Below are 20582 nucleotides of genomic sequence, written 5' to 3' on the forward strand. Positions count from 1 at the left end.
GGATTCTCTCCTGCGCCGACCGCCTCCGTTCGGCCGGGGCAAGTGCACCAGGTTTTCAGCCCGAGTACTTCACCGATTTCCTCTGGAAGAACCAGTCAGAACGTTCGATCGGATATCCGAGCGGCCCCAGAACCTTTACAGCCTTGCTTTCGAGGGCATCGCTCCCGGTGACGGCCTGACGAACAGCCTCGCCCAGAGTTTTTTAACACCGTGGGGCAAGGGCGCGCCGAGCTGATGCTAGGCATCGAGTCCAATCTCAGTCATGCCGATTTGAGGTTCGCCTACGGATGGTGTCAACAGGGGGATGACGACGGTCTCGATCAACCTCCTGCGTGCGGGTCCGTCGGCGATGCCGGCGGCTCCTATGAGACTGACGACGGCCTTGCGTTGGGTGTTGTTCCTGCACCCGACGAAGCGCTCGATGATGAGCTCGGTGATCTCGCTCGGACTCGCGTCGCGGAGGCCGAGACACTCGACCTCGTCGGGACTGAGCGGACCGGCGTTCGGGTCCACAATGTGGGCGCGTAGGAAGTCGAGACGTGCGCCCTTGGTCCACCCCCGCCGCAGGTCGGTGATGGTCGCAACGGTCGTTTCGTCGAGTGCACGGGCTTCGCGCAGAGCCGAGAGCACGACGGTTACGGTGGAGCTGTCGGGTCGCACCAAGGAGAGCCACGTGTCGACCGCCACGGCTCCCGCGGATCCGTGGTCCTGGAGGAGCTCGACCATGTCGTCTGCATCGGGGAGCGTCTCATCGGCGCTAAGCGGCAGGTCGGCCGCCTGCGCCAGCCTCAACCGGAGTTCGGTCCTGAAGGGCTCGGGCAGCCAGGTGCACACGGCGACCCGGTTGGGGATGTCCTTCACGAGCTGGTAGGCGTTCTCGTCGTTGGACGAGGCCGTCCGGACAATGTCGACGGCGTCCCGTGACAGGTACCGCCCGAGCCCGCTGTCCACGGTGATGGCGCTGTCGATCTCCGAGGCGAAGGTCTGGAGCAGAGTCGGGAGTGCGGCGTTGTAGACCGCCACCATGTTCACGATCTTCGCGTCAACGAGGGGCTCGAAGTTGCGGAGCAGCCGCGAGCGCTCGAGGGCGGACGCCTCGTCGGTCACGGGCTTCTCGACGACGTCCACCGCGTCCGCCGTGAGGTCCGGTCGCGACCCGCTGGGGAGCCTGTCAACCAGGCCAGCGCAACTGCGGACCGCGGCCTCGATCGTGGAAAGGCGTGAGTTCTGGTCTCTCGTGTTCCTCCACAGGCTCGACAGGAGGGTGACGACGGCCCGGCGATGGCCTGCATCGACAGCGTCCGGGTTGATCGCTCCGAGCCATCGGGGCCACTGATCGAGGCTCCGCTTGCTCGTCGCCTGCAGGAACGCTTCCACAGAGGCCTTCTCGTCGGTGGGAGGCAGGCCATTGAGGATGCTGTCGACCGCGTTTCGGGCCGAGCGGCGGTCCGCGCGCAGCAAGGTGCCAACGATCTGCTGCGAGAGCGGTGAACCCGAGTTCGCTCGCCCACCGGCGTAGCGCGCGAGGGTCTGCATGATCTGCTCGGGATCGAACGCTTCCTCGACCGTCGTGGCCTGCGCGGCTCGTGGCTTACCCGCGGTCGGAGCGGGTGCCGCCACCGTCTTGCGGGTCTCCTCGTGTGCGTCGATCGCATCGGCCAACGAGTCGGCAAGAGCATCGGAAGCCACTGCCATCACCCGGGACGAGGTCAGGTCGTCGAGTTCCTGCAGAAGGAGAATCGACTCCGCGCCGTTCTCCCGGACGAGCTCGCGGGTCACGAGCCTGGCGAGCGTGCTCGGGTCGCCAGCAAGGGCAGGCTCCGGTGCCGGAAGGATGAAGGAGGCATCGAGATCGGGGTCGCTGTCGGCCTTGTCGAGGACGACCTGTCGCAGCGCCAGTGCCCCGGCCTCGGAGCCGGCGGCAGCCAGGGACCACGCGGGGGTGATTGAATCCGCGTCGATGATGCCCGGCTCGGCCTCGGCGAGGATCGCGATCATCGCGCTAGTGGAGTCGGCGATGTCTGTGACCGGCAGCGTGTCGTCGTGCCGAAAGGCACCGAGCAGGGCTCGTGCAGCGTTCGTCGCGCCGACACCGACGCTCGTGCGGATCAGGTGGTCGAGCAGGCGCACGATGCCTTCGCGCGTCGTCCGGTCTGCACGGTCGAGTCTCTCGACGACGGCGTCGATGTCTGCGTTCTCGGCCGCTGCTTCCACCGCGAGGGCGGTCTGCCCCTCGAGCCCGAAAGCGGTGCCGGTGCTGTGCAGGAAGACGAGATCACGGCTCGGGCCGGGAATCGTCGTGGTCCGGCGCAGGTAGTCGATGAGCTGACGATTGCTCTGAGCGGCCGGCTCCGACGAGGTTGCGGAGGGCTCGTCCTCGTCGTCGGTCAGCATCGTGGTGGGGGCGACTCCGGTGATCCCAGAGGCCTTGGCGCGCTCCACGGCCGGCTCCGGCCATGACTCGTCCGGATCCGCGTTCTTCGCCGCATGGAACCGAAGGACCATCTCAGGGAGCCGTGCGTCGATCTCCAGGTCCCGGGCGAAAAGTGGGAACTCGACGCGGAGGCAGACCAGCTTCGCCACCGAGGCGGCGGACGAGATCGGGTTCTCGACCAGGAGCCCGCGTCGGTGCCGGTCCTGGGCGAGCCGGTAGGTAAGGGCAAAGGTGTTCAACAGGTGCTTCACACGGCGAGGGCTGGCGACGTGGGTCGGGATGAGCACCGAGACGACATAGGCGCTGTTGATCTCCGACCACAGGCCCGCCCGGGCCCGCACCAGGTCTGCGGCGAACTCGGTGATGCGTTGGGACATGAGCGGCGGGAGGCTGATCTGGTACTGGAACACCTTATCCAGGTAGGCGCTGCCGGTGCTGTAGTACGGATTGACCTCGTCGACCGGCGTCTCCTGCCGAGCCGCCCGCGTCAGGCTCTCTTCAAGGACCCGCTGGTCCGCCGCGATCACGAACACGCACCTGTCCACCCCGAGGAAAGTGCGGATAGCGTCGAGGGTGGCGACGACCTCGTCCGCGGCGCACCTGTCGAGTTCGTCGACGAACACGACTAGGCGCTTCGCCTTCGACTTGTCCACCAGGCGCTTGAAGATCGCCTCGAACTGCTCGTCGCTATCCGGCTTGCCGGTGCTCCGATCCACCTGGAGCGTCTTGTTCGTCAGAGCGATCAGGGCGGAAAGCAGCGCTGCCGGTACGAGCCCGGCCGTGACGGCGGATCTGGCGAGGCCGGAGAAGTCCTCGCCGTACGGGCCCGACAGGAAGAGAGCGACGAGTGCGACCACGCCCACGAGCAGGACCGACACCGCGGCGGTCAAGCCGAAGAAGAGACCCAGGATCTTGACGAGCTTGCCGGCCGGAATCGTCACGTCGGTTCGGGTGCGGCCGGAGTAGAGCTCATCGTGGTAGGCGTCGTCGCTGATGCCCAGCTCGGTCGCCACGGCCGACACGAAATTCCGCCGCAGCGGCGTCTCGGCGTACCACGGTGGGGTGGTCGACCGGCGTTGTCCGTCCACCCGTTCCGGCTGGTCCGCCTGCGGTCCCCGCGGTGAACTCCGCGTTGATGGACTCGTAGGGCTGGAGGGGGCCGGGTAGGGCGTCGGCGAGGTGAATTGCTCCCTGGGGGCAGACCGGTTCGCAGGCTCCGCAGTCGATGCAGTTGTCGGGATCGATGTAGAGCATGCGCTCGCCCTGCTGGATGCAGTCGACGGGGCACTGGTCGACGCAGGTGCGGTCCATGACGTCGATGCAGGCTTCGGTGATGACGTAGGGCACGAGACTCCGTTCGGTGGTGGGCTGGTCAGCAGCTGCTGCGGGCGATGGCGACCATCTCGGCAACGTCGGTGATCTTGGTCCTGACGCGGCCCGAGGCGGCGCCCCGGGCTTGTTCGGCGTCGTCGATGGCGATCCAGCCGGGCCAGGTCACCTCGACCTCGGCGAGCTCGGCGAGTAGCGCGGTGCGTTCGGCGCCATCGATGCGGGCCGGATCGGCGTCGAGGGCGGCGAGGAGGACTCGAACACTGTCGATCGCACACGCCTTGTTGGTGCCGATGACCCCGCTGGGTCCGCGTTTGACCCACCCGACGACGTGGGTCCGGTCGCCGACGTAGCCCTCGGCGTGGGGCACGAGGCCCTGGTCGGCGTCGAACGGCAGACCGGGGAGCGGAGCGGCCCGGTAGCCGACCGAGCGGACGACGGCCCCGACCGGGAGTGTCTCGCTCCGGCTCGTCGCCACCCGCCCCGCCGGGCCGACGGCCGTGACCTGTAGAAGCAGGGCCTCCACTGACCCGGTCCCGAGGACCTCGACCGGACTGCGCAGGAAGTGCACGTGCAACCGGCGCCCGGCGCCGGTGTGGGGCCGCGCCGCCCAGGATCGGAAGGTGTCGACCCGGGCGGCCACGGTGCGATCGGAGCCGTAGCGGGCGAGCGCGTCGGGCCCGAGCGAGAGCTGCTCCGGGTCGACAACGAGGTCGAGATCGTCGATTCGCTCGAACTCGGCGAGCTCGGGTGGGCTGAACTTCACGTCGGCGACCGAGCGGCGGACGATGATGTGCACGTCGCGGACTGGGCGTCGATCGAGTGCGGCGAGGACCGGATCGGGCACGTCGGTCTCGGCGAGTCCGGCGCCGCCCTTGAGGAGGACCCGGGCGACGTCGAGTGAGACGTTGCCGGCGCCGACGACGGCTACGGAGTCGGTGTCGGTGGTGAACCCGATGCCGCCGAGAGGGTGGCCGTTGTACCAGGAGACCAGGTCGGCGGCGGAGTACACGCCGGGGAGGTCTTCGCCGGGGATGCCGAGCTCGCGGGCGTGCGGGGCACCGGTCGCGACGAGCACGCGGTCGTAGGCGCCGCGCAGCCGGTCGAGGGTGACGTCGGTCCCGACGGTCACGTTGCCGACGAACCGCACCCGGGGATGGGTCAGGGTCCTGGTCAGCGCCGCCGCGACCCTCTTGATCGTGATGTGGTCGGGCGCGACGCCGTAGCGCACCAGGCCGAACGGGGTCGGGAGGCGATCGAAGACGTCGACGTGGAGGTCCGGGCGCTTCACTAGCTCGGCGGCGGCGAAGATCCCGGAGGGACCGGCGCCGACGACGGCGACGTGGCGGAGGGGAGTGGGCACGGCTCGTTCCTTCTCGCATGCCGGGTCACCCCGCAGCCCTCGTGGGCGGGGTGGACGGGTGTGGTCCTTCAGATCATCTGGAGCTGCTGGGCGAACACGATCGCCTGCACCCGCGTGTGCGCACCGAGCTTGGTCATCAGGGCTTGGGTGTAGGTGCGGATGGTGTTGATGCTCAGCGCGAGCTCCGCGGCGATGTCGCGCGTGGTCATCCCGGCGGCCATGAGCCGCAGCACGTCGAGCTCTCGGGGGCGCAGCTGCGGGACCATCGTGCCGTCGGGCGCGAGGATCTCTCCTGCGGCCTCGAGTGCCCTCGCGATGCCGGCGTCGATGACCATCCGTCCGTCGCGGACGTCCCGCAGGGCCTGGGTGAGGTCGAGATCGAGCGAGCCCTTGAGGAGCACGCCGGCGGCCCCGGCCTCGAGGCAGCGGCGCAGGTTCTCGGTGTCGTCGAACGCGGTGATCATGATGACCTTCGCCCTCGGCGCCTCGGCGCCCAGCCTGCGGCAGACCTCGGCGCCGTTCATGTCGCCGAGGCGTACGTCGAGCAGGATCAGATCCGGCTGTCGTTCCGCGGCGGCCACGAGGGTCTGGCGCCCGGAGTGGCAGGCGGCGGTCACGGTGAACTCGTCACCTGCGGTGGTGAGGACGCGCTCGATGCCGTGCGCGACCAAGGGATGGTCGTCGGCGATCAGGACGGTGCTCAGACGGGTTCCGGCGGCGGTGGTCATGCGCCGTCCACGAGGGGAAGGGTGACGCGCAGGCTGGTGCCACCGTCGTCGTTGCCGTTCAGGCGTAGCACACCGCCCGCGCCGATCACCCGTTGGAGCAGCCCAGGGATGCCGAGTCCGGCTTCGCGGCCGGGGACGGGGTTGAGGTCGAAGTCCACGGGCAGGCCCTTGCCGTCGTCCTCGATCGCGAGGGAGAGCTGGTGGGACTGGTAGGCCAGGGACACGAGGATGGCGCAGGCGCCCGCGTGCTTCTCGACGTTGTGCAGGCCCTCGCGCAGGGCCGAGAGCAGCACACCCTCGACCTCGGGGCCTGCGTGGACGGGGCTGCCGAGGGTGACGAGCTCGGTGGTGATGCCGGTCCTGGTCGAGAAGACGGCCACGTCGCGGCGCATGGTGACCGGGAGCGCATCGTCGGCGGGTAGGAGACTGTGCATCGCCTCGCGCAGATACGACGAGGCCTCGGCCGCCGCGGTCTCGATCGACCGGGCCGCCTCCACGGCGGACTCCGGGTCAGCGCCTGCGCACTGCTGGATCTCCTTGGCGGACATGGAGATCTGGAACAGGAGTTGGCCCGCGGTGTCGTGCAGCTGCTGCGCGATGCGCTGCCGCTCCTCCTCGACCGCCATCTGCCCGGCGCGGTCCGCGCGGACCGCGGTGACCAGCAGTGGGGCCAGGGACGCACCGAACTCGTTCATCAGCAGCGTGGTGCGCGGTGACACGCGGCGCTCGCGCATTCCCGCATAGAGGACGCCGAGCCAGTTGTCGTTGAAGGTGAGCGGGACGGCGGCCAGGCCTCGGATGTCCTCGGGGGTGATCGCCTCGACGAGGTCGTCGAGGTGCTCGGCGTCCGCGGCGCAGTTGCCGGTGGAGGCGGGCATGGACCGTTGCAGGGCCCGCCAGCCGAGTCCGGCGCCGCGGGGCAGGCGGATCCCGCCCAGCTCGGCGGCGATCCCCTCCGAGGCCCCGACGACGAGGGTGTCGGCGCCGTCGTAGAGCGCCACGGCCACCATGTCGGCGCCGACCAGGTCGAACATCCGGCGGCAGGCCTTGGCGATCAACGACGGGACGTCCGAGAGCCCGGACAGGCCGCGGGTGGCGACGACGAGGCTGCGCACGTCGTCGATCGACTTCACCGTGTAGCACATGACGGGGCTCCGTTCACCGGGTTCACAGAGGGGGCGTGCCAGGTCTCCCGGCCGCTGGTCCGGCCCGAGTGTCCGGGCAGGTCCCGCAGCCGTCGTCGGAACGGCATCGAGCTCAGGGTGCTCCGCAGCCCGACGATCGGGGCGCTGTCGAACGCCGCGGCCGGCACGATCAGCGCGTCCACCCGGTCTCCGGCCCGGGCGATCTCCAGCACGGTGATCGCGCCGAGCCGCTCGGCCAACCGGTCCACCGCCTCCGCGTGGGCGTGTCCGAGCGGGAGCGCCGCCGTGGCGGTGTGACACAGGCCCGCGGCGAGCGCGGCGAGCGCGTCCTCGTCGCTCAGGTCGCTGTGGTGTAGCACGCAGTCGGGCGCGTCGACGCGGTGGGCGTCGACGAGTGCGTCGACGGCAGCGGACGAACGCCCGACGACGACCGTGGTCCCCGCGGCGAAGGTCGCCCCGGTGATGGGCACGATCTGCACCGACGTGCCCGCGGCGAGCCCGTCGACGCCGACGGGGACGCGCAGCATCGCCTCCGCCCTGGTGAGGGTCGACAGCGCTCCCGCCCCGCGCGGCAACGGGACCGCGATCAGGTGCAGGGTCGCCGTCGTCGGGTCGGTCACGGCGGCGACCCGCACCCGCACGTACTCGTCGAGCCCCGAGCTGGAGGCGACGGGGACCGCCAACCGAGCCGCCAGCGGATGGGCGTCGGCGGCGTCCACGCCCAGGATTCGCCGGACCAGGGGAGCGACGAAACCCTCGAACGCCCGCTCGGCGGAGGCCGGGTACCCGGGGACGCCGACGACCGGGACGGGTGGGGCCACCGGCCGCCGGTGGTCGTGCTCAGGCGCGGTCCCGCCGAGGACGCCGAGGACCACGGGGTGACCGGGGCGCATCGCGACGCCGTGCACGGCGACCTGCCCGAGCCCGGTGATCACCGCGTCGGTGTGGTCGTCGCGGCCCGCGCTGGAGCCGGCGATGACCAGCACGAGGTCGGCGGTGTGGGCGGCGACGGCGACGGCGGTGGCCAGGGTGTCCGGGGCGTCGGGCACCACAGGGAGCGTCCAGGCCTCGCAGCCCGCATCGGCGAGGAGCCCCTCGAGCATCAGGGAGTTCGTGTCGAGGATCTCTCCGGGGCTCAGCGCGCTGCCGAGCGGGCGGATCTCGTCACCGGTCGGCACGACCGCCACCCGGGGCCTGCGCCGCACGGTGATGCTGACGTACCCGGCCGCGGCGAGCGCGGCGACGTCGACCGGGCGGATGCGGTGGCCTCCGGGCAGTACCGCCGACCCGGCGGTCATGTCCTCCCCGACCGGACGCACGTGCCACCCGCCCGGCGCCGCCAGGATCTCCACCGTCCCGTCCGGTCGCGCGTTCACGACCTCCCGGACGACGACCCGGTCCGCGGACTCCGGCATCGGGTCGCCGGTGTCCACCCAGACGACCGCCTCCGGGGGGAGGACCTGGGGATATGTGTCGACGAGGGCGGCGTCCGCCACCGCGACACCGTCCATCGCGGCCGCGCGGTAGGCCGGGACGGACCAGCGGGCGGTGACCGGTCCGGCGGTCACCCTGCCCCGGGAGTGCCGCACCTCCACCGTCTCCACCACCGCGTCGGGTGCCCAGCCCGCCCTCGTGCAGGTCCGCAGCCAGGACCGGAACGCCTCGGCGACCGGATCGGCACGCACCGTGTCGGTCGCGGGGGCGGGCGGGTGTGGGGACGAGGGCGCCTCGTGCGCACAGCCGTCGGGATCGACGGAACCTGCCTCGGCGGTGGGTTCCTCTCCCGGTGGTGTGGGGGTCGCGGTCACTGAGGTCCTTCGGGGGCGCGGCTCGGGGACAGGGAGGTCGGACGGCGGCGCCCGCCTGCGCCAAAGGCGGGGCGGGCGCGACGCTCAGCCGCTGATGACGAAGAGCTTCTTGAACGGGCTGGTGACCGTCCAGGTGGACTTGGTGCCCTTGACGAAGGAGGCGACGTCCCCCGGAGCCAGGACGACCTTCTCCCCGGTCTCCACCAGGTCGATGACGAGCTCGCCTTCGAGGGCGTGGATGGTCTCGTCGGCGTTGAAGGGGTACGGGAAGCTCTGCGGCTCCGAGCGCCACAGGCCCACGTTCAGGGTGGCTCCCTCGGCGCCCTCGGTGCGGATCCAGTGGACCTCGCCGATGGCCTCGCCGCCGACCACGAACGGCTCCCAGTCCTCGGCGGTGATCGCGGAACGGGCGTACTCGGAGGTCTGTGTCGTCATTGCGCGCTCTTTCATTTCGAGTGGATCGGACTGGGTCGACCGTAGTCGTTTGACGCCTGTCCGAGACATCTGCAAATATGGACCGTAGGGAGCCGCCGGGCCTGTGGCAAGTAGCTGAGCTGCTCGTTCATCGCCAGGAAACGTGGCTGAACCGCTCCTCTATCCGACTGTATCTGCATCTGCAGATACCGATCCTTGATTTACACGGGGTTACATTCCGGTCATGCCGGGGAAATGCCTGACTGCGTGACTTGAGGGGAACCGCCATCCGAATCCGGCGCCCTTTCCCAGACCAGTCCTGTGGAGGCTCATCCCGATGACGCTCGCTCCTGAGGCCGGCACCACCACCGGCCGCGAACTCAAGATCGTCCGAGGCGCGTGCCCGCACGACTGCCCGGACACGTGCGCGATGCTGTTCCACGTCTCCGACGGCAAGCTGGTCGACGTCAAGGGCGACCCGGACCACCCGATGACCAAGGGTGGCCTGTGCGTGAAGCTGAAGAACTTCCCGGAGCACCACTACCAGTCCGACCGGGTGCTGTACCCGCTGCGGCGGGTGGGCCCGAAGGGTACGGGCCACTTCGTCCGGATCACCTGGGACGAGGCGCTCGCCGAGATCAAGCAGCGCTGGACCGACATCATCGCCGAGTACGGCAGCCAGGCGATCATGCCGCACGCCTACCTCGGTCACCAGGGCGTGATCAACGGGTTGACCTCGGGCGATGCCTTCTTCAACCGACTCGGGTCGACCGTCGCCGAGAAGACCTACTGCGAGTCCGGCTCGTCGACGGCCTGGCACATGACCGTCGGCGGCACCGGCGGGCTCGACGTGGAGTCCATGGCCCACTCGAAGTACATCATCGTGTGGGGCATGAACATGACCAGCACGAACCTCCATGGCTGGCCGTTCCTGCTCAAGGCGCGCAAGGACAACGGCGCCAAGATCGTCGTCATCGACCCGGTCCGGACCCGCACCGCCCGCCAGGCCGACTGGCACATCCCCATCCGCCCGGGCACCGACGGCGCGCTCGCGATGGGCCTGATCCACGAGATCATCGCCCAGGGGCTGACCGACACCGACTACGTCGAGAAGTACACCGTCGGGTTCGACGAGCTCGCCGAGCGCGCGGCGAACTACCCGCCCGAGCGCGTCGAGGAGATCACCGGAATTCCCGCCGACGACGTGCGGACCCTCGCCCGCGAGTACGCGACCAGCCAGCCGGCCGCGATCCGCCAAGGCGTGGCGATCGAGCGCAGCCGCGGCGGCGGCCAGGCCATCCGCGCCATCACCTGCCTGCCCGCGCTGGTCGGGGCGTGGCGGCACGTCGGCGGCGGCACCATGGAGATGCCGATCTGGGAGTTCCCGACCCTGTTCGACAAGATCTGCATGCCCGAGTGGATCCCCGAGGGCACCCGGGTGATCAACGAGCTGGACCTGGGCATGGCGCTCACCGGGGAGATGGAGCTCGACCCGCCGCTCAAGTCGCTGTTCGTCTACAACTCCAACCCCGTCTCCCAAGGGCCCGCGCAGGCCAAGACCATGGCCGGGCTGCTGCGCGAGGACCTGTTCACCGTCGTCAGCGACCACTTCGTCAACGACACCGCGAAGTTCGCCGACCTCGTCCTGCCCGCCACGATGCAGGCCGAGCAGCTCGACATCATGGTCACCTGGGGCCACCTCTACATCTCGCTCAACCAGCCCGCGATCGAGCCGCCGGGGGAGTGCGTCCCGAACTCGGAGCTCTTCCGCCGGCTGGCGAAGATGATGGGCTTCACCGACGACTACTGGGACCGCACCGACGAGCAGATGCTGCGGGACTTCCACGACTGGGACGCCCCCGCACTGCAGGGAATCACCTACGACTCGCTCAAAGAGACCGGCTACGCCCGGCTCAACGTCGGCCTGCCCCACGAGCGGGCCCCGCACGCCGAAGGGAACTTCCCGACGCCGTCGGGCAAGTGCGAGTTCAAGTCCAGCCTCGCCGAGGGCGGCAATTTCGTCGTCCCGGTGTGGCGGTCGATGTACGACAAGATGCAGCCCGGCGGCTATCTCGACCCGCTGCCCGACTACGTCCCGCCCTTCGAGTCGCCCGAGTCGAATCCCGAGCTGGCCGCGAAGTACCCGCTCAACATCGTCTCGCCCAAGCCCCACGCCTTCCTCAACAGCCAGTACGCCAACGCCGCGGACAAGCAGGACGTCCAGGGCGACCAGCGGGTCTGGATCCACCCCGAGGACGCCGCCGAGCGCGGCATCGCCGCCGGCGATGTCGTGCGGGTGTTCAACGACCGTGGCGCGTTCGCCGGGCCTGCCGTCGTCGACGACATCGTGATGAAGGGCCTGGTCATGGCGAACGTCGGGCACTGGCAGAACAAGGCATCCGGCAGCACCGTCAACACCATCACCCTCGACAAGCACAACCAGCTCGGCAACGCCGGGGTCTACTCCGACAACCTGGTCGACGTCGCGAAGGTCGTGGACCCGCTGGTCGCGCGGCCGGTGGCCGGGTCCTGACGGGGCACGGGCACGCCCGCTCGCAGTCCCGTCCACCACACCGCCGCACCGGCCCGCCCGCCCGGGCCGGTGCGGCGGGGTTCCCTGGAGCTTCCCATGACGATCGCCGTGCCGCTGTCCACCACCACCGACCAGCGCGGACGCGCATTGCAGGACCTGCGGATCTCAGTGACCGATCGCTGCAAATTCCGCTGCACCTACTGCATGCCCCGCGAGCGGTTCGGTCCGGACCACGCCTTCCTGCCCCGGCCCGACCTGCTCACCGTCGACGAGATCACCCGCCTCGCCGGCCTCTTCGTCGACGGCGGAGTCCGGAAGATCCGGCTCACCGGCGGTGAACCGCTGCTGCGCCGCGACCTCCCCACCCTGATCACGCGGCTCGCGGAGCTGCGCCGACCGGACACCGACAAGCAGATCGACATCGCACTCACCACGAACGGCTCCCTGCTCGCCCGCCTGGCGCCCGCCCTGGCCGCCGCCGGACTGAACCGGGTCACCGTCAGCCTCGACTCGCTCGACGACGACGTGTTCCGCGCCATGACCGACTCCCGTTTCGGCGTGGCCGACGTCCTCGCCGGGATCGACGCCGCGCAGGCTGCGGGTCTCGGGCCGGTGAAGATCAATACGGTGGTGCGGCGCGAGATCAACGACGGTCCCGGTCTGCAGGGGCTGCTCGACCTCGCCGGGTACTTCCGCGGCACCGGGTGCACCGTCCGCTTCATCGAATACATGGACGTCGGCGCGACCAACGGCTGGCGGCTCGATGGGTCGTCCCCGCCACTGAGATCGTGGCCGCCCTCGACGCCCGCTTCGGGATCGAGCCCGTCGACCCCGCCTACCGTGGCGAGGTTGCCGAGCGCTACCGATACCGCGGCGGTGGCGGCGAGATCGGCTTCATACGGTCGGTCTCCGCGCCCTTCTGCGGGGACTGCACCCGCGCCCGCATCTCTGCAAGAGGGCAGCTCTACACCTGCCTGTTCGCCGGGGCCGGCACCGACCTGCGGACACCGTTGCAGGCCGGAGCCCCGGACACCGAGCTCGACGCCCTGATCGGCCGACGTTGGCGCGAGCGCGACGACCGGTACTCGGAGCTGCGCAGCCGCGGAGCGGCGAGCGGACCCAAGATCGAGATGTCCTACATCGGTGGGTGACCGCGGCTTCATCGAGGTCCGCGGAGCGCGGGTCCACAACCTGCGGTCGGTCGACGTCGACTTCCCCCGCGACGCCGTCGTCGCGGTCACCGGAGTGTCCGGCTCCGGCAAGTCCTCGCTCGCGTTCGGCGTCACCGGATCGCGGGGCGCCGCTGCGAGGAGGAGATCCTGCTGTCCGCCCTCGCCGAGGAAGCGGCTGCGAACGCGGGTCTGAGCCCGACCTGGCCTTCCATGGTGATGAGCCTGTTGCGGCTGGCCTTGGCGCTCCGCGACGCCGACGGCGAGACCCACGTCGCCGAAGAGATGCTCGACCAGATCGCGCTACCGCTCAAGGCAGCAGGAGCACGGCTGCTCGACCGCGGCGGGCTGCTCCAGCCACGCAGAGCCCCTGCCCAGCCTCGCCACCCGGTGCGCTCCTGCGAGGACTGCTACGGCTGGGGCATCACCACGCGTCGCTGCCGAGGATGTCGTCATGGCGCCACGCCCGCGCCCGCTATCCACCAGGACGATGTGGACGCTGCCGACGTGCCCGGATCCCACTGCACACCGTCGAGCGGCTGTGCCGCGGATGTCTGCTGGTCCATCGCGAGTTCGCCCACAGCCCGGTCGGGAAACCCAGCTGACCTTCGCAGGCGATCTCGCCCTTCGGCTGTCCACACAGGCCGGGATGCTGGGATTCGCCCCGCACAAGCGATCCGGTCCCACCATGTGCTCCCGTGCCCGCCAGCACGCGACCACCGACGACACGCCGCGGCCACCGTCGGGTGCATCTGACGGACCCCGGCCAGGGCCGGCCCTTCGAGGTCGATCGCGACTGGAGCGCGGTCAGCGGTCTGCCGGCGGAGCTGCTGCCGGCGCTCACCGGCCCCGCGGCGGCCCTGCTCGCCGAGTTCACCGCCTCCGCGACAGCGACCCGCACCCACCCGTCACGAGGCGGAATCAGGCTCTGCGCATCGTGCTGACCTTCCTCGTACCCGCGGCGCCCATCCGAGAACGCGACGTGCACACAGCCGCGACGAGGACCCCACCGAGGTAGGCTCGGGCGTCCCTGCGGAGTGGAGTCGTCCGGCCGGAGATTCGCAGCCGACCGTGCTCGCCGTATCGGCCGACGATGAGCGCGTCGGGGTCGTCCAGCGAGCCGATCACTCCCCCGACGACGGCCTCGTCTGTCATCCGTGCCTTGATCTTGCGCCACGAGCGCCCGCCAGCGCGGTAGGTCTGGTCGATCCGCTTGGCGAAGACGCCCTCGATCCCGGACGCGGTGTGCTCGCGCTTCCATAGTCGCGCCACTACCGGGTCGGTGGAGTCGGGCATGAGCACCAGGCCGTCCGAGAGACGGCGCTCGAGCAGCTCTTCCAGGTGGCGACGGCGCCCCGCGAACGGCAGGGGGCGTAGGCCCTCGCCTTCGAGGGCCAGCAGGTCGAACACGAAAGTGAGCGAGTTCCGAGAATCCTGTTGCGGGCCAGGGCGGAACCCGTCGCTTGCTTCGCCCTTTGCGCCAGTGTCTGACGCTGTTGCGGTCGTGCCAGGCTATGGAGCCTCGTTCGATCGACATCTACTTGGCGGAGATGCGAGAGTCGGCGGCGCCATGATGCACGCGGCCTTCCACTCCGACACCCATTTGAGGAACGTGATCACCGATGGGCGCAGGTCGCTTCGATGCGTTTCGACAGAGAGTCCTGAGCTGCCCTCAGAGCCGCGCCAGCCGCGAGCGAGCTTCAACTACCGGCTGCACGCCGGCGACATGTCCGTGATCTACCCGTCTGTGAGGGTCGCGGAAGCCTTCGCCCGTCGTTGACTGGAGGTGGATGTGGACGTCCTCCTGGTCTCGCGGGCCCGCCGGGCGACGAGGTGCCGGTGCCGGCGGTCGTCACCTGGCTCGCAGCGGGCGCGGAGTTGCGCCCGGTCTGGCAAAACATGCTCGGTGGCCTCACCTACGAGATCCCCGGGCGCTGCTACATCAAATGGGCCCCGCCCGGCGTCGACCTCACTCCAGAAGCCGAGCGCCTGGCCTGGGTCGCACCGTTCATCACCGTCCCGACGCTGCTCGAGCACGGAGGCGACTCCAACGGTTCCTGGCTGGTCACCGCGCCGCTGCCCGGCCGGAACGCCGTCGAGAACCGATGGCTGGCCGAGCCCGAGCGGGCGGTCGAGGCGGTAGGGGCCGGCCTGCGCGCCCTCCACGATGCGCTCCCGGCGGCCGACTGCCCGTTCAGCTGGGACGTCGCCACCCGTCGCGCCCGCATCCAGAACCCCGACCCGCACCGGTTCGGGCTCACCCTTGACGAGGCCCTGCGGATCCTGGACGACCCTCCCGAGCCGGACCGGCTCGTCGTGTGCCACGGCGACGCCTGCGTGCCCAACACGCTTCTCGACGACGACGGCCGCTGCTGCGGCCACGTCGACCTTGGCAGCCTCGGTGTCGCCGACCGCTGGGCCGATCTGGCCGCGGCCACCTGGAGCACCGTCTGGAACTACGGCCCTGGACACGAACACCGCCTGCTCGACGCCTACGGCGTGGCACCCGACCCGGAGCGGCTCTTCTTCTACCGGCTCCTGTGGGACCTCACCTGACGAGGCACGCTCAGGGCGCAAAGACGCAGAACGGATGCCCGGCCGGATCCTGTCGAGCGCACCGCTCGGGGGCGGAGCCGGGTCTGCGGTAGCGGGACGCTGTCGGACGTCGTCCCCGTGGGTGTGGAGGATCGGGTCCGGTTCCTGATCCAGCTCACTCGCTTCCGGCTGGATCGGCTCCCGGCGGCGTCGGGTGTCCTCGGCATCGGTCTCGACGCGATGCAAGGGCGAGCGATCGCACTGGCGCGGAGCTATGAGGGCGCGCCACACCTGGTCCACGGGGATCTGCACCCGGGCAACGTGCTACGCAGCGTCACGGACGGCGCGGTCGCCATCGACCCCCGAGCGTGTGTCGGCGACCCGCACCTCGATCTCGCCGATTGGGTACTCGGGCCTGCCCTGCCTCGCGACGTCGATCTCCGAGAGCGTGCCGACGAGCTCGGCCGATCCGTCCCGGGCGTCGACCCCGACCGCGCCTGCGCCTGGGCAATCGCTCTCGCACCCATCCTGGCCTGCTCGGTCGTAGGCGACCCCTCAGCCGCAGCCCAGCAGAAGGCGCGAGAACTTGTGGTGCTGTGGCAATCCCGCTGAAGGTGCCCGATGTGCCGACCGACCTGGCCGCGCGCCCGTCGCTTGATTTTCACGCGTACGGGACCTGGTACGCCCGCTACGACTGCAAAGGCCGGAGCGGGCCCTGGTGGTTGACCGACGACGGCGCGCTCCTGACTCTGATCAGGCCCGAAGGAGCGGAGGGCGCGGTCTGTCCGACTCCGGAGGTCCTGACCTCGCGAGCGTCGGCGGAGGTGGACCGTCCCTTGGGGAAGTTGATGTTCCTCGACGCCGAGGGCCATTTGGTGCAGACCTTCCGCCGCCCGCACTCTGACGATCGACGCCGACTTTCCTGACCGCAGAACGGAACCGGGACACCTCGACGTCCGCGCACCGGGGGCGAGCGCGCTGGCGACGAATCGCAGGGCCGAGCGTGGGGAGTTGGGCTAGCCTCGCGGCGGGGGAAGCAACGAGGGGGGCGTGATGTCGTTCTTCGAGGAGGCGTTGGCGGCGGGGCAGGCGAGCCTGCAGCCGGCGACGTTGTATGCCCGGCCGGCCGGGGTCCGGGCTCGTGGGCAGCCGCCGTGGGACTGGGTGATCCCGAAGATCGTCCCGCTGGATGTGCGGCTGGGTCGGAGCAGCTCGGCGGTGGTCTCGCTGGACTCGGCGCAGTGCTGGCCGGAGGGGGTCAGCCTGTCGGTGCGGGCGTTGATGCGTGTCCCGCGGGACCTTTCCGGTGTGCCGCCGACTCGATTAGCTCCTCGCCCGGTGGGTCTGCACATCGGGGTCGTCTTCGCGGACGGTCGTAGCGCGGCCTACCTCGACGGCGGCGGCCGCGGTGTCGGCCAGCCGCCGGATCCCCGGGTGCCGTTGCTGGTGATGGGGGCCGGTAGCCGGTGGGGGCAGTTCCATCGGATGGTGGAGCTGTACCTGACTCCGCTGCCGCCCGAGGGCCCGCTCACCGTGGTCGTGCAGTGGCTCGAGCACGAGATCACCGAGACTCGGACAGAGTTGGATTCCGGCCCTATCCGCGAGCTCGCCGCGACGGTCATTGACGTGTGGCCCGACCTGCCCACCGCCCCGGAGGATGCGGGGAACCGCACCGTGACGGTGTCGGGCGGGGCGTCGAGGTGGTCCGGTGTCGCCGGGACCGCGACGGTGCGGCGCGAGGAGCGGCGGCCGTCGGAGTGAGTTCGACCAGCCCTGGAGTGCGCGATTTCCGGGATCGGCCGGTGCCCTCGGGCGGCTACCTGTGGGTGCAGACTCGGGCCTGGTGGACGGGCTTTCACGGTCTCGGGCCGGAGGTGGGTGGCCCTTACACGGCCATGGTCGAACAGATCCTCACCGAGTGGATTCCCACCGATCCGGCGGAGGACTGGCTCTGGGAGCGCCGTTTCACCGGGGCCGAGCGGTGGCTCGCAGGCAGCGTGGAACGTGCCCGTGAGCACGGCGTCGACGTGACCCCACGGTGGCCCACCGGTCGCTGGCAGGCGCCGTTCGGGGACTACTTCGCCGCCGGCAGCGGACGCTCACCCCGGCCGCACCCTGGCGGTTGGCAGCGCCCGAACGCCGAGTTCCTGGAGGCGCTCCCGCGGGACCCGCAGCTGTTGCTCGCGCGTCTCGACGAGGACAGCCCACCCGCGCGGCCGGGGTACTGCGGGCCTCTGCAGTACGCCCGGGACGCGTTGCGGACCGGGCGGGTACCCGCTCCGCTTCGAGCGACGCTGTGCGAGGCGCTGCAGCTCGTTCCCGACCTCGTCGTCGAGAGGGCACGGAACGTCTCCGGACGGCAAGGCGTCGCGTTCGTGCACGAGGACGAGGTGCGCCGCACCGAGGTGATCATCGACCAGGATGACGGGTGCTTCCTCGGTGAACGGGACATCATGAACCAGGCGATGGCCGAGCACGGTGTCGCCGCAGGCACGACGATCGCCGAGACGGCGGTGACCACCGGGGCTGCGGCCACCTTGGGCGCCCACCCCCTCGAGCTGGCCTGATCGACGACGAGCGTCGCCGAACTCTTGGGATCAAGAGCACCACTCCGGCGACGCGGCCACGCCCGCACCGCTCGGCTTACTTGCTCCGGCCTGCGGCCCGTCGCAGTAGTCAGAGCTCGGACCCAATGCGGCTCCGGCTCATCGCGGGATACTGGTTCATACGGACAGGGGCGGGATCGGGGGACGCGTTGCGACCATGGATCGTCGTCGGGGCCGGCGGCGTCGTTTATGCGCTCGTCACGTTCTGGGCTGCGGGCCGGCTGCCGGATGGCGCCGTCCCGACGCACCTCGCCGCCGATGGAGACGCAGACAGGTTCGGCACGGCCGGCCAGGTCATCGGGGTCTGGATCGCGCTGGGGGTGGGCATGGCCGCGTTGGCTGTGGTGACCATCCTCGTGGCGCAACACGGACCACTGGGTGCCATGAACATCCCGAACCGTGGCTACTGGACGGTGCCTCAGCGGGTGCAGACCGTGCGCCGGATGCTGGCCGACGACGTGGCAGTGGTGACGGGCGTGACCCTCGCGTTCCTCGCCCTCGTTCCGCTCTGGATGACGCTCGCGGCCAACAGCCTCGACGGCTCGCTCGCGCCAGTAGCGATCTGGCTGCCCCTCGTCCTGTACTTCGTCGGTCTCATCGCGTGGGTCGGCTGGCTGGTACGGGTCCGGTACCGCCCGCGGGACGAGTAGCCACAGCGCGGGATCCGCCGATGCCCGACACTGCTCGGTTCCCCGGGAGATGGATAGTTTGCGGTGAGCTGGAGGTCGGACGCGGCCGTCGTGCTCTGTGCAGGTGCACCTTGTGTTCGGGGTTCGGTGGGCGCGCCGCAACAACGGACTCTGAGAACGACTTGCCGCGGGACGCGGGCGCCTATGAGAGGCGAGCGCGCACCAGCACTACGCATGCCGCCGCATCGCTGGCTCAGCGTCGGGTGTCCGGGTGGTCGGCTGGGAGAACGTCCGAGCGGTGGGGGACGTCGGCCTCAGCCGGACTGGGATGGTCGAGGAGAAGGCGGTCGTCGTCGAGGCGTAGCCGATAGTCGTCGGTGGGCTGCCCGCGGCCGGACAGCGGCCTGGTGCCGAGGTTGTAGATGGTGCCGTCGCCGTAGTTGATCCTGATGGCGCGGAGCCCAGGGCGAGTCTGCGTGAGCCAGGCGCCGGCGGGGATGCCGTTGGCGGTCGGTTCGGTGGGCGTGTGGCCGTTGCCGGCGACGACGAGGGTGCGACCGGTGGTCGGTGCGCCGTCGAGGATGCGGCGAGCCATGGCATGGTCACGAGCGGTCCACGGGGATGCGCCCTCGAGGGCCGGGGCCCCGCCCCAGGAGTCGAAGGCCAGCCAGCCGATGGCCGGTTCGCGCTGCGCGAGATCGCGCAGCAGAGCGAGATGACCGGGCGTGAGCCGACCGTCGCCCAGCCAGAGCAGGTCGTGATCGCGCAGTACCCCGGTGTGGCGGTAACCATCGACGGTTGGGGTGAGCTGCTGCGGCCACTCGAGCGCCAGGACACCGATGTCGAGTCGGTCGATCAGAGCGGCGATGAGCTGCGGTGTCTGCCGGACGCCGTGAAGCTCGCCGAGCAGAAGCAGTCCGGCGCGATCGAGCGAGTCCTCCAGTGCGCGGGCGGCGTCGTCGTCGACGACGATCCTCACGGGACGGAGGTCCAGAGCGCTGGCGGCGCGCGACCGGAGTTCGTCGAGATCGGTGAGCGCGGGCATGAGGTGAGTATGGCTCCGCCCGGTTGCGGCCGAGTTGGCGTGCGGATCCCGTTCGCTGGTCGCGGAGAAGGAGAGGATGCTGTGCAGATGGCGAGCGACGGTGCGGATGACGATGCTTCTCTGCGGCGAGAAGCAGTCGCGGAGGCACTCGCCTCGGTCCGCGCCGACGGACTTGAACCGAGCCCGAAGGCCTGCGGCGTTTCAAGGCCGTCGCCGAGGGCCGGATGACGACGGAGGAGGCCCTGGTCGAGACACTCGCCCCCTACCACCTCTGACTGAGAAGCTGCCTGCCGCTCCGGTTCAGGTGGGAGCGGCCCTCAGCCGCCGGGCGCGTGTGCTGCGAACCAGCCGCTCTGTGGGACGTTGGGTGCGGGTGGCGTCATGGACCAGGGCGTTTCGTCCTCCAGCGGCCAGAGCACCTCGGCTTGTTCGGCGAGTTCGGCCAGGCGGCCGTCGAACTCGACGCCGGTCTCCTCGAGCCTGCTGACAGAGCCCGCGCACGGGCCACGCGCACCGCAGGGTGACCGGTCCCGCCGGTGGTGACGGGCGCAGCAGATAGGTCGAGGCGACGGCCCCGAAGCCTCCCCCTCCGCCGCCGGGCGTTGGCGTGGGGACCTCCTCCGGCTGCGCGGACGGCGAGCGGCGCAGGTTCGTCGCGGCGAACCCGTCGACTCCGGGGACTCCCAGACACAGCGCGTCTCCGTTCGCGTCCGGTCGCCCGGAGGCCGCCATGTGTAGATCGAAGGCAGCGCCGCCGCGGCCACGAACATGGATGTCGAGCTGCATGCACGTGCTGTAGAGCCGGGGCCCGACCAACAGGACGGCCACATCCTCACCCCGCGCC

At 70.2% G+C, this 20582-nt stretch carries 17 protein-coding genes and 2 pseudogenes; 10 read left to right on the top strand and 9 right to left on the bottom strand.

The genetic code is table 11. The features are described from left to right. Positions 1 to 237: 237 nt before the first annotated feature. The 7 genes from ACL02T_RS19435 to ACL02T_RS19465 all read right to left on the bottom strand — a co-directional run bounded on the left by ACL02T_RS19435 (position 238) and on the right by ACL02T_RS19465 (position 9242). Positions 238 to 3447, bottom strand: coding sequence for a KAP family P-loop NTPase fold protein (locus ACL02T_RS19435; RefSeq protein ID WP_412832130.1), 3210 nt, complete (start codon positions 3445 to 3447; stop codon positions 238 to 240). Further along, positions 3404 to 3781: a ferredoxin family protein gene (locus ACL02T_RS19440; RefSeq protein ID WP_412832131.1), complete on the bottom strand. Its 378-nt coding sequence runs from the start codon at positions 3779 to 3781 to the stop codon at positions 3404 to 3406. Before ACL02T_RS19440 ends, ACL02T_RS19435 begins: the two co-directional genes overlap by 44 nt. Positions 3782 to 3806: 25 nt before the next feature. Next, on the bottom strand, positions 3807 to 5126 hold the full coding sequence (locus ACL02T_RS19445) for an FAD-dependent oxidoreductase (RefSeq protein WP_412832132.1): 1320 nt from the start codon (positions 5124 to 5126) through the stop codon (positions 3807 to 3809). A 68-nt stretch (positions 5127 to 5194) separates the two neighbouring features. After that, positions 5195 to 5854, bottom strand: a complete 660-nt coding sequence (locus ACL02T_RS19450) for a response regulator (RefSeq protein WP_412832133.1) — start codon at positions 5852 to 5854, stop codon at positions 5195 to 5197. Next, positions 5851 to 6999, bottom strand: coding sequence for a GAF domain-containing sensor histidine kinase (locus ACL02T_RS19455; RefSeq protein ID WP_412832134.1), 1149 nt, complete (start codon positions 6997 to 6999; stop codon positions 5851 to 5853). The genes ACL02T_RS19450 and ACL02T_RS19455 overlap by 4 nt, the downstream gene beginning before the upstream one ends. Then, positions 6984 to 8807, bottom strand: a complete 1824-nt coding sequence (locus ACL02T_RS19460; RefSeq protein WP_412832135.1) for a molybdopterin-binding protein — start codon at positions 8805 to 8807, stop codon at positions 6984 to 6986. Before ACL02T_RS19460 ends, ACL02T_RS19455 begins: the two co-directional genes overlap by 16 nt. Positions 8808 to 8891: 84 nt before the next feature. Next, positions 8892 to 9242, bottom strand: a complete 351-nt coding sequence (locus ACL02T_RS19465) for a cupin domain-containing protein (protein ID WP_412832136.1) — start codon at positions 9240 to 9242, stop codon at positions 8892 to 8894. Positions 9243 to 9558: 316 nt separating this feature from the next. Between ACL02T_RS19465 and ACL02T_RS19470 the strand changes: the two genes are divergently transcribed. The 4 genes and pseudogenes from ACL02T_RS19470 to ACL02T_RS19485 all read left to right on the top strand — a co-directional run bounded on the left by ACL02T_RS19470 (position 9559) and on the right by ACL02T_RS19485 (position 13119). After that, positions 9559 to 11754 carry a molybdopterin-containing oxidoreductase family protein gene (locus tag ACL02T_RS19470; RefSeq protein WP_412832137.1) on the top strand — a complete coding sequence of 732 codons (2196 nt, stop codon included), beginning with the start codon at positions 9559 to 9561 and terminating at the stop codon, positions 11752 to 11754. 204 nt (positions 11755 to 11958) lie between these two features. After that, a pseudogene (locus ACL02T_RS19475) lies at positions 11959 to 12345 on the top strand (radical SAM protein); the annotation flags it as partial. A gap of 197 nt (positions 12346 to 12542) precedes the next feature. After that, positions 12543 to 12905: a GTP 3',8-cyclase MoaA family protein gene (locus ACL02T_RS19480; protein WP_412832138.1), complete on the top strand. Its 363-nt coding sequence runs from the start codon at positions 12543 to 12545 to the stop codon at positions 12903 to 12905. Next, positions 12898 to 13119 (top strand): hypothetical protein, encoded by a 222-nt coding sequence (locus ACL02T_RS19485; RefSeq protein ID WP_412832139.1) that lies wholly within the window; start codon positions 12898 to 12900, stop codon positions 13117 to 13119. Before ACL02T_RS19480 ends, ACL02T_RS19485 begins: the two co-directional genes overlap by 8 nt. Positions 13120 to 13844: 725 nt before the next feature. On the opposite strand, the pseudogene ACL02T_RS19490 reads toward ACL02T_RS19485, so the two are convergent. Then, positions 13845 to 14342: pseudogene (locus tag ACL02T_RS19490) on the bottom strand (ATP-dependent DNA ligase); the annotation flags it as partial. Between the two features lie 420 nt (positions 14343 to 14762). Between ACL02T_RS19490 and ACL02T_RS19495 the strand changes: the two are divergent. The 6 genes from ACL02T_RS19495 (at position 14763) to ACL02T_RS19520 (ending at position 18714) form a co-directional block, all read left to right on the top strand. Beyond that, entirely contained in the window at positions 14763 to 15479 is a 717-nt protein-coding gene (locus ACL02T_RS19495) for a phosphotransferase (protein WP_412832140.1), read from the top strand. Between the two features lie 117 nt (positions 15480 to 15596). Then, on the top strand, positions 15597 to 16070 hold the full coding sequence (locus ACL02T_RS19500; RefSeq protein ID WP_412832141.1) for a phosphotransferase: 474 nt from the start codon (positions 15597 to 15599) through the stop codon (positions 16068 to 16070). After that, a complete protein-coding gene (locus tag ACL02T_RS19505) occupies positions 16055 to 16384 on the top strand; it encodes a hypothetical protein (RefSeq protein ID WP_412832142.1) in 330 nt (109 codons plus the stop codon). The genes ACL02T_RS19500 and ACL02T_RS19505 overlap by 16 nt, the downstream gene beginning before the upstream one ends. Positions 16385 to 16508: 124 nt before the next feature. Then, on the top strand, positions 16509 to 17219 hold the full coding sequence (locus ACL02T_RS19510; RefSeq protein ID WP_412832143.1) for a hypothetical protein: 711 nt from the start codon (positions 16509 to 16511) through the stop codon (positions 17217 to 17219). 134 nt (positions 17220 to 17353) lie between these two features. Next, the gene (locus ACL02T_RS19515; RefSeq protein WP_412832144.1) at positions 17354 to 18025 is read left to right on the top strand and encodes a hypothetical protein; all 672 of its coding nucleotides are present in this window, start codon (positions 17354 to 17356) and stop codon (positions 18023 to 18025) included. 125 nt (positions 18026 to 18150) lie between these two features. Beyond that, positions 18151 to 18714: a hypothetical protein gene (locus ACL02T_RS19520; RefSeq protein ID WP_412832145.1), complete on the top strand. Its 564-nt coding sequence runs from the start codon at positions 18151 to 18153 to the stop codon at positions 18712 to 18714. A gap of 232 nt (positions 18715 to 18946) precedes the next feature. On the opposite strand, the gene ACL02T_RS19525 is transcribed toward ACL02T_RS19520, so the two are convergent. After that, a complete protein-coding gene (locus ACL02T_RS19525) occupies positions 18947 to 19738 on the bottom strand; it encodes a hypothetical protein (protein WP_412832146.1) in 792 nt (263 codons plus the stop codon). Between the last annotated feature and the right edge of the window lie 844 nt (positions 19739 to 20582).

Origin of the sequence: Pseudonocardia oceanicola (assembly GCF_047200735.1) — a bacterium.
Taxonomy (GTDB): Bacteria; Actinomycetota; Actinomycetes; order Mycobacteriales; family Pseudonocardiaceae; genus Pseudonocardia.

Excerpts from the sequence above, each read along its gene's own strand:
- ACL02T_RS19450 (WP_412832133.1), bottom strand. The coding sequence starts at position 5,854 with ATGACCACCGCCGCCGGAACCCGTCTGAGCACCGTCCTGATCGCCGAC.
- ACL02T_RS19455 (WP_412832134.1), bottom strand. The coding sequence starts at position 6,999 with ATGTGCTACACGGTGAAGTCGATCGACGACGTGCGCAGCCTCGTCGTC.
- ACL02T_RS19465 (WP_412832136.1), bottom strand. The coding sequence starts at position 9,242 with ATGACGACACAGACCTCCGAGTACGCCCGTTCCGCGATCACCGCCGAG.
- ACL02T_RS19470 (WP_412832137.1), top strand. The coding sequence starts at position 9,559 with ATGACGCTCGCTCCTGAGGCCGGCACCACCACCGGCCGCGAACTCAAG.
- ACL02T_RS19515 (WP_412832144.1), top strand. The coding sequence starts at position 17,354 with ATGGTCGAACAGATCCTCACCGAGTGGATTCCCACCGATCCGGCGGAG.
- ACL02T_RS19520 (WP_412832145.1), top strand. The coding sequence starts at position 18,151 with ATGCGGCTCCGGCTCATCGCGGGATACTGGTTCATACGGACAGGGGCG.
- ACL02T_RS19525 (WP_412832146.1), bottom strand. The coding sequence starts at position 19,738 with ATGCCCGCGCTCACCGATCTCGACGAACTCCGGTCGCGCGCCGCCAGC.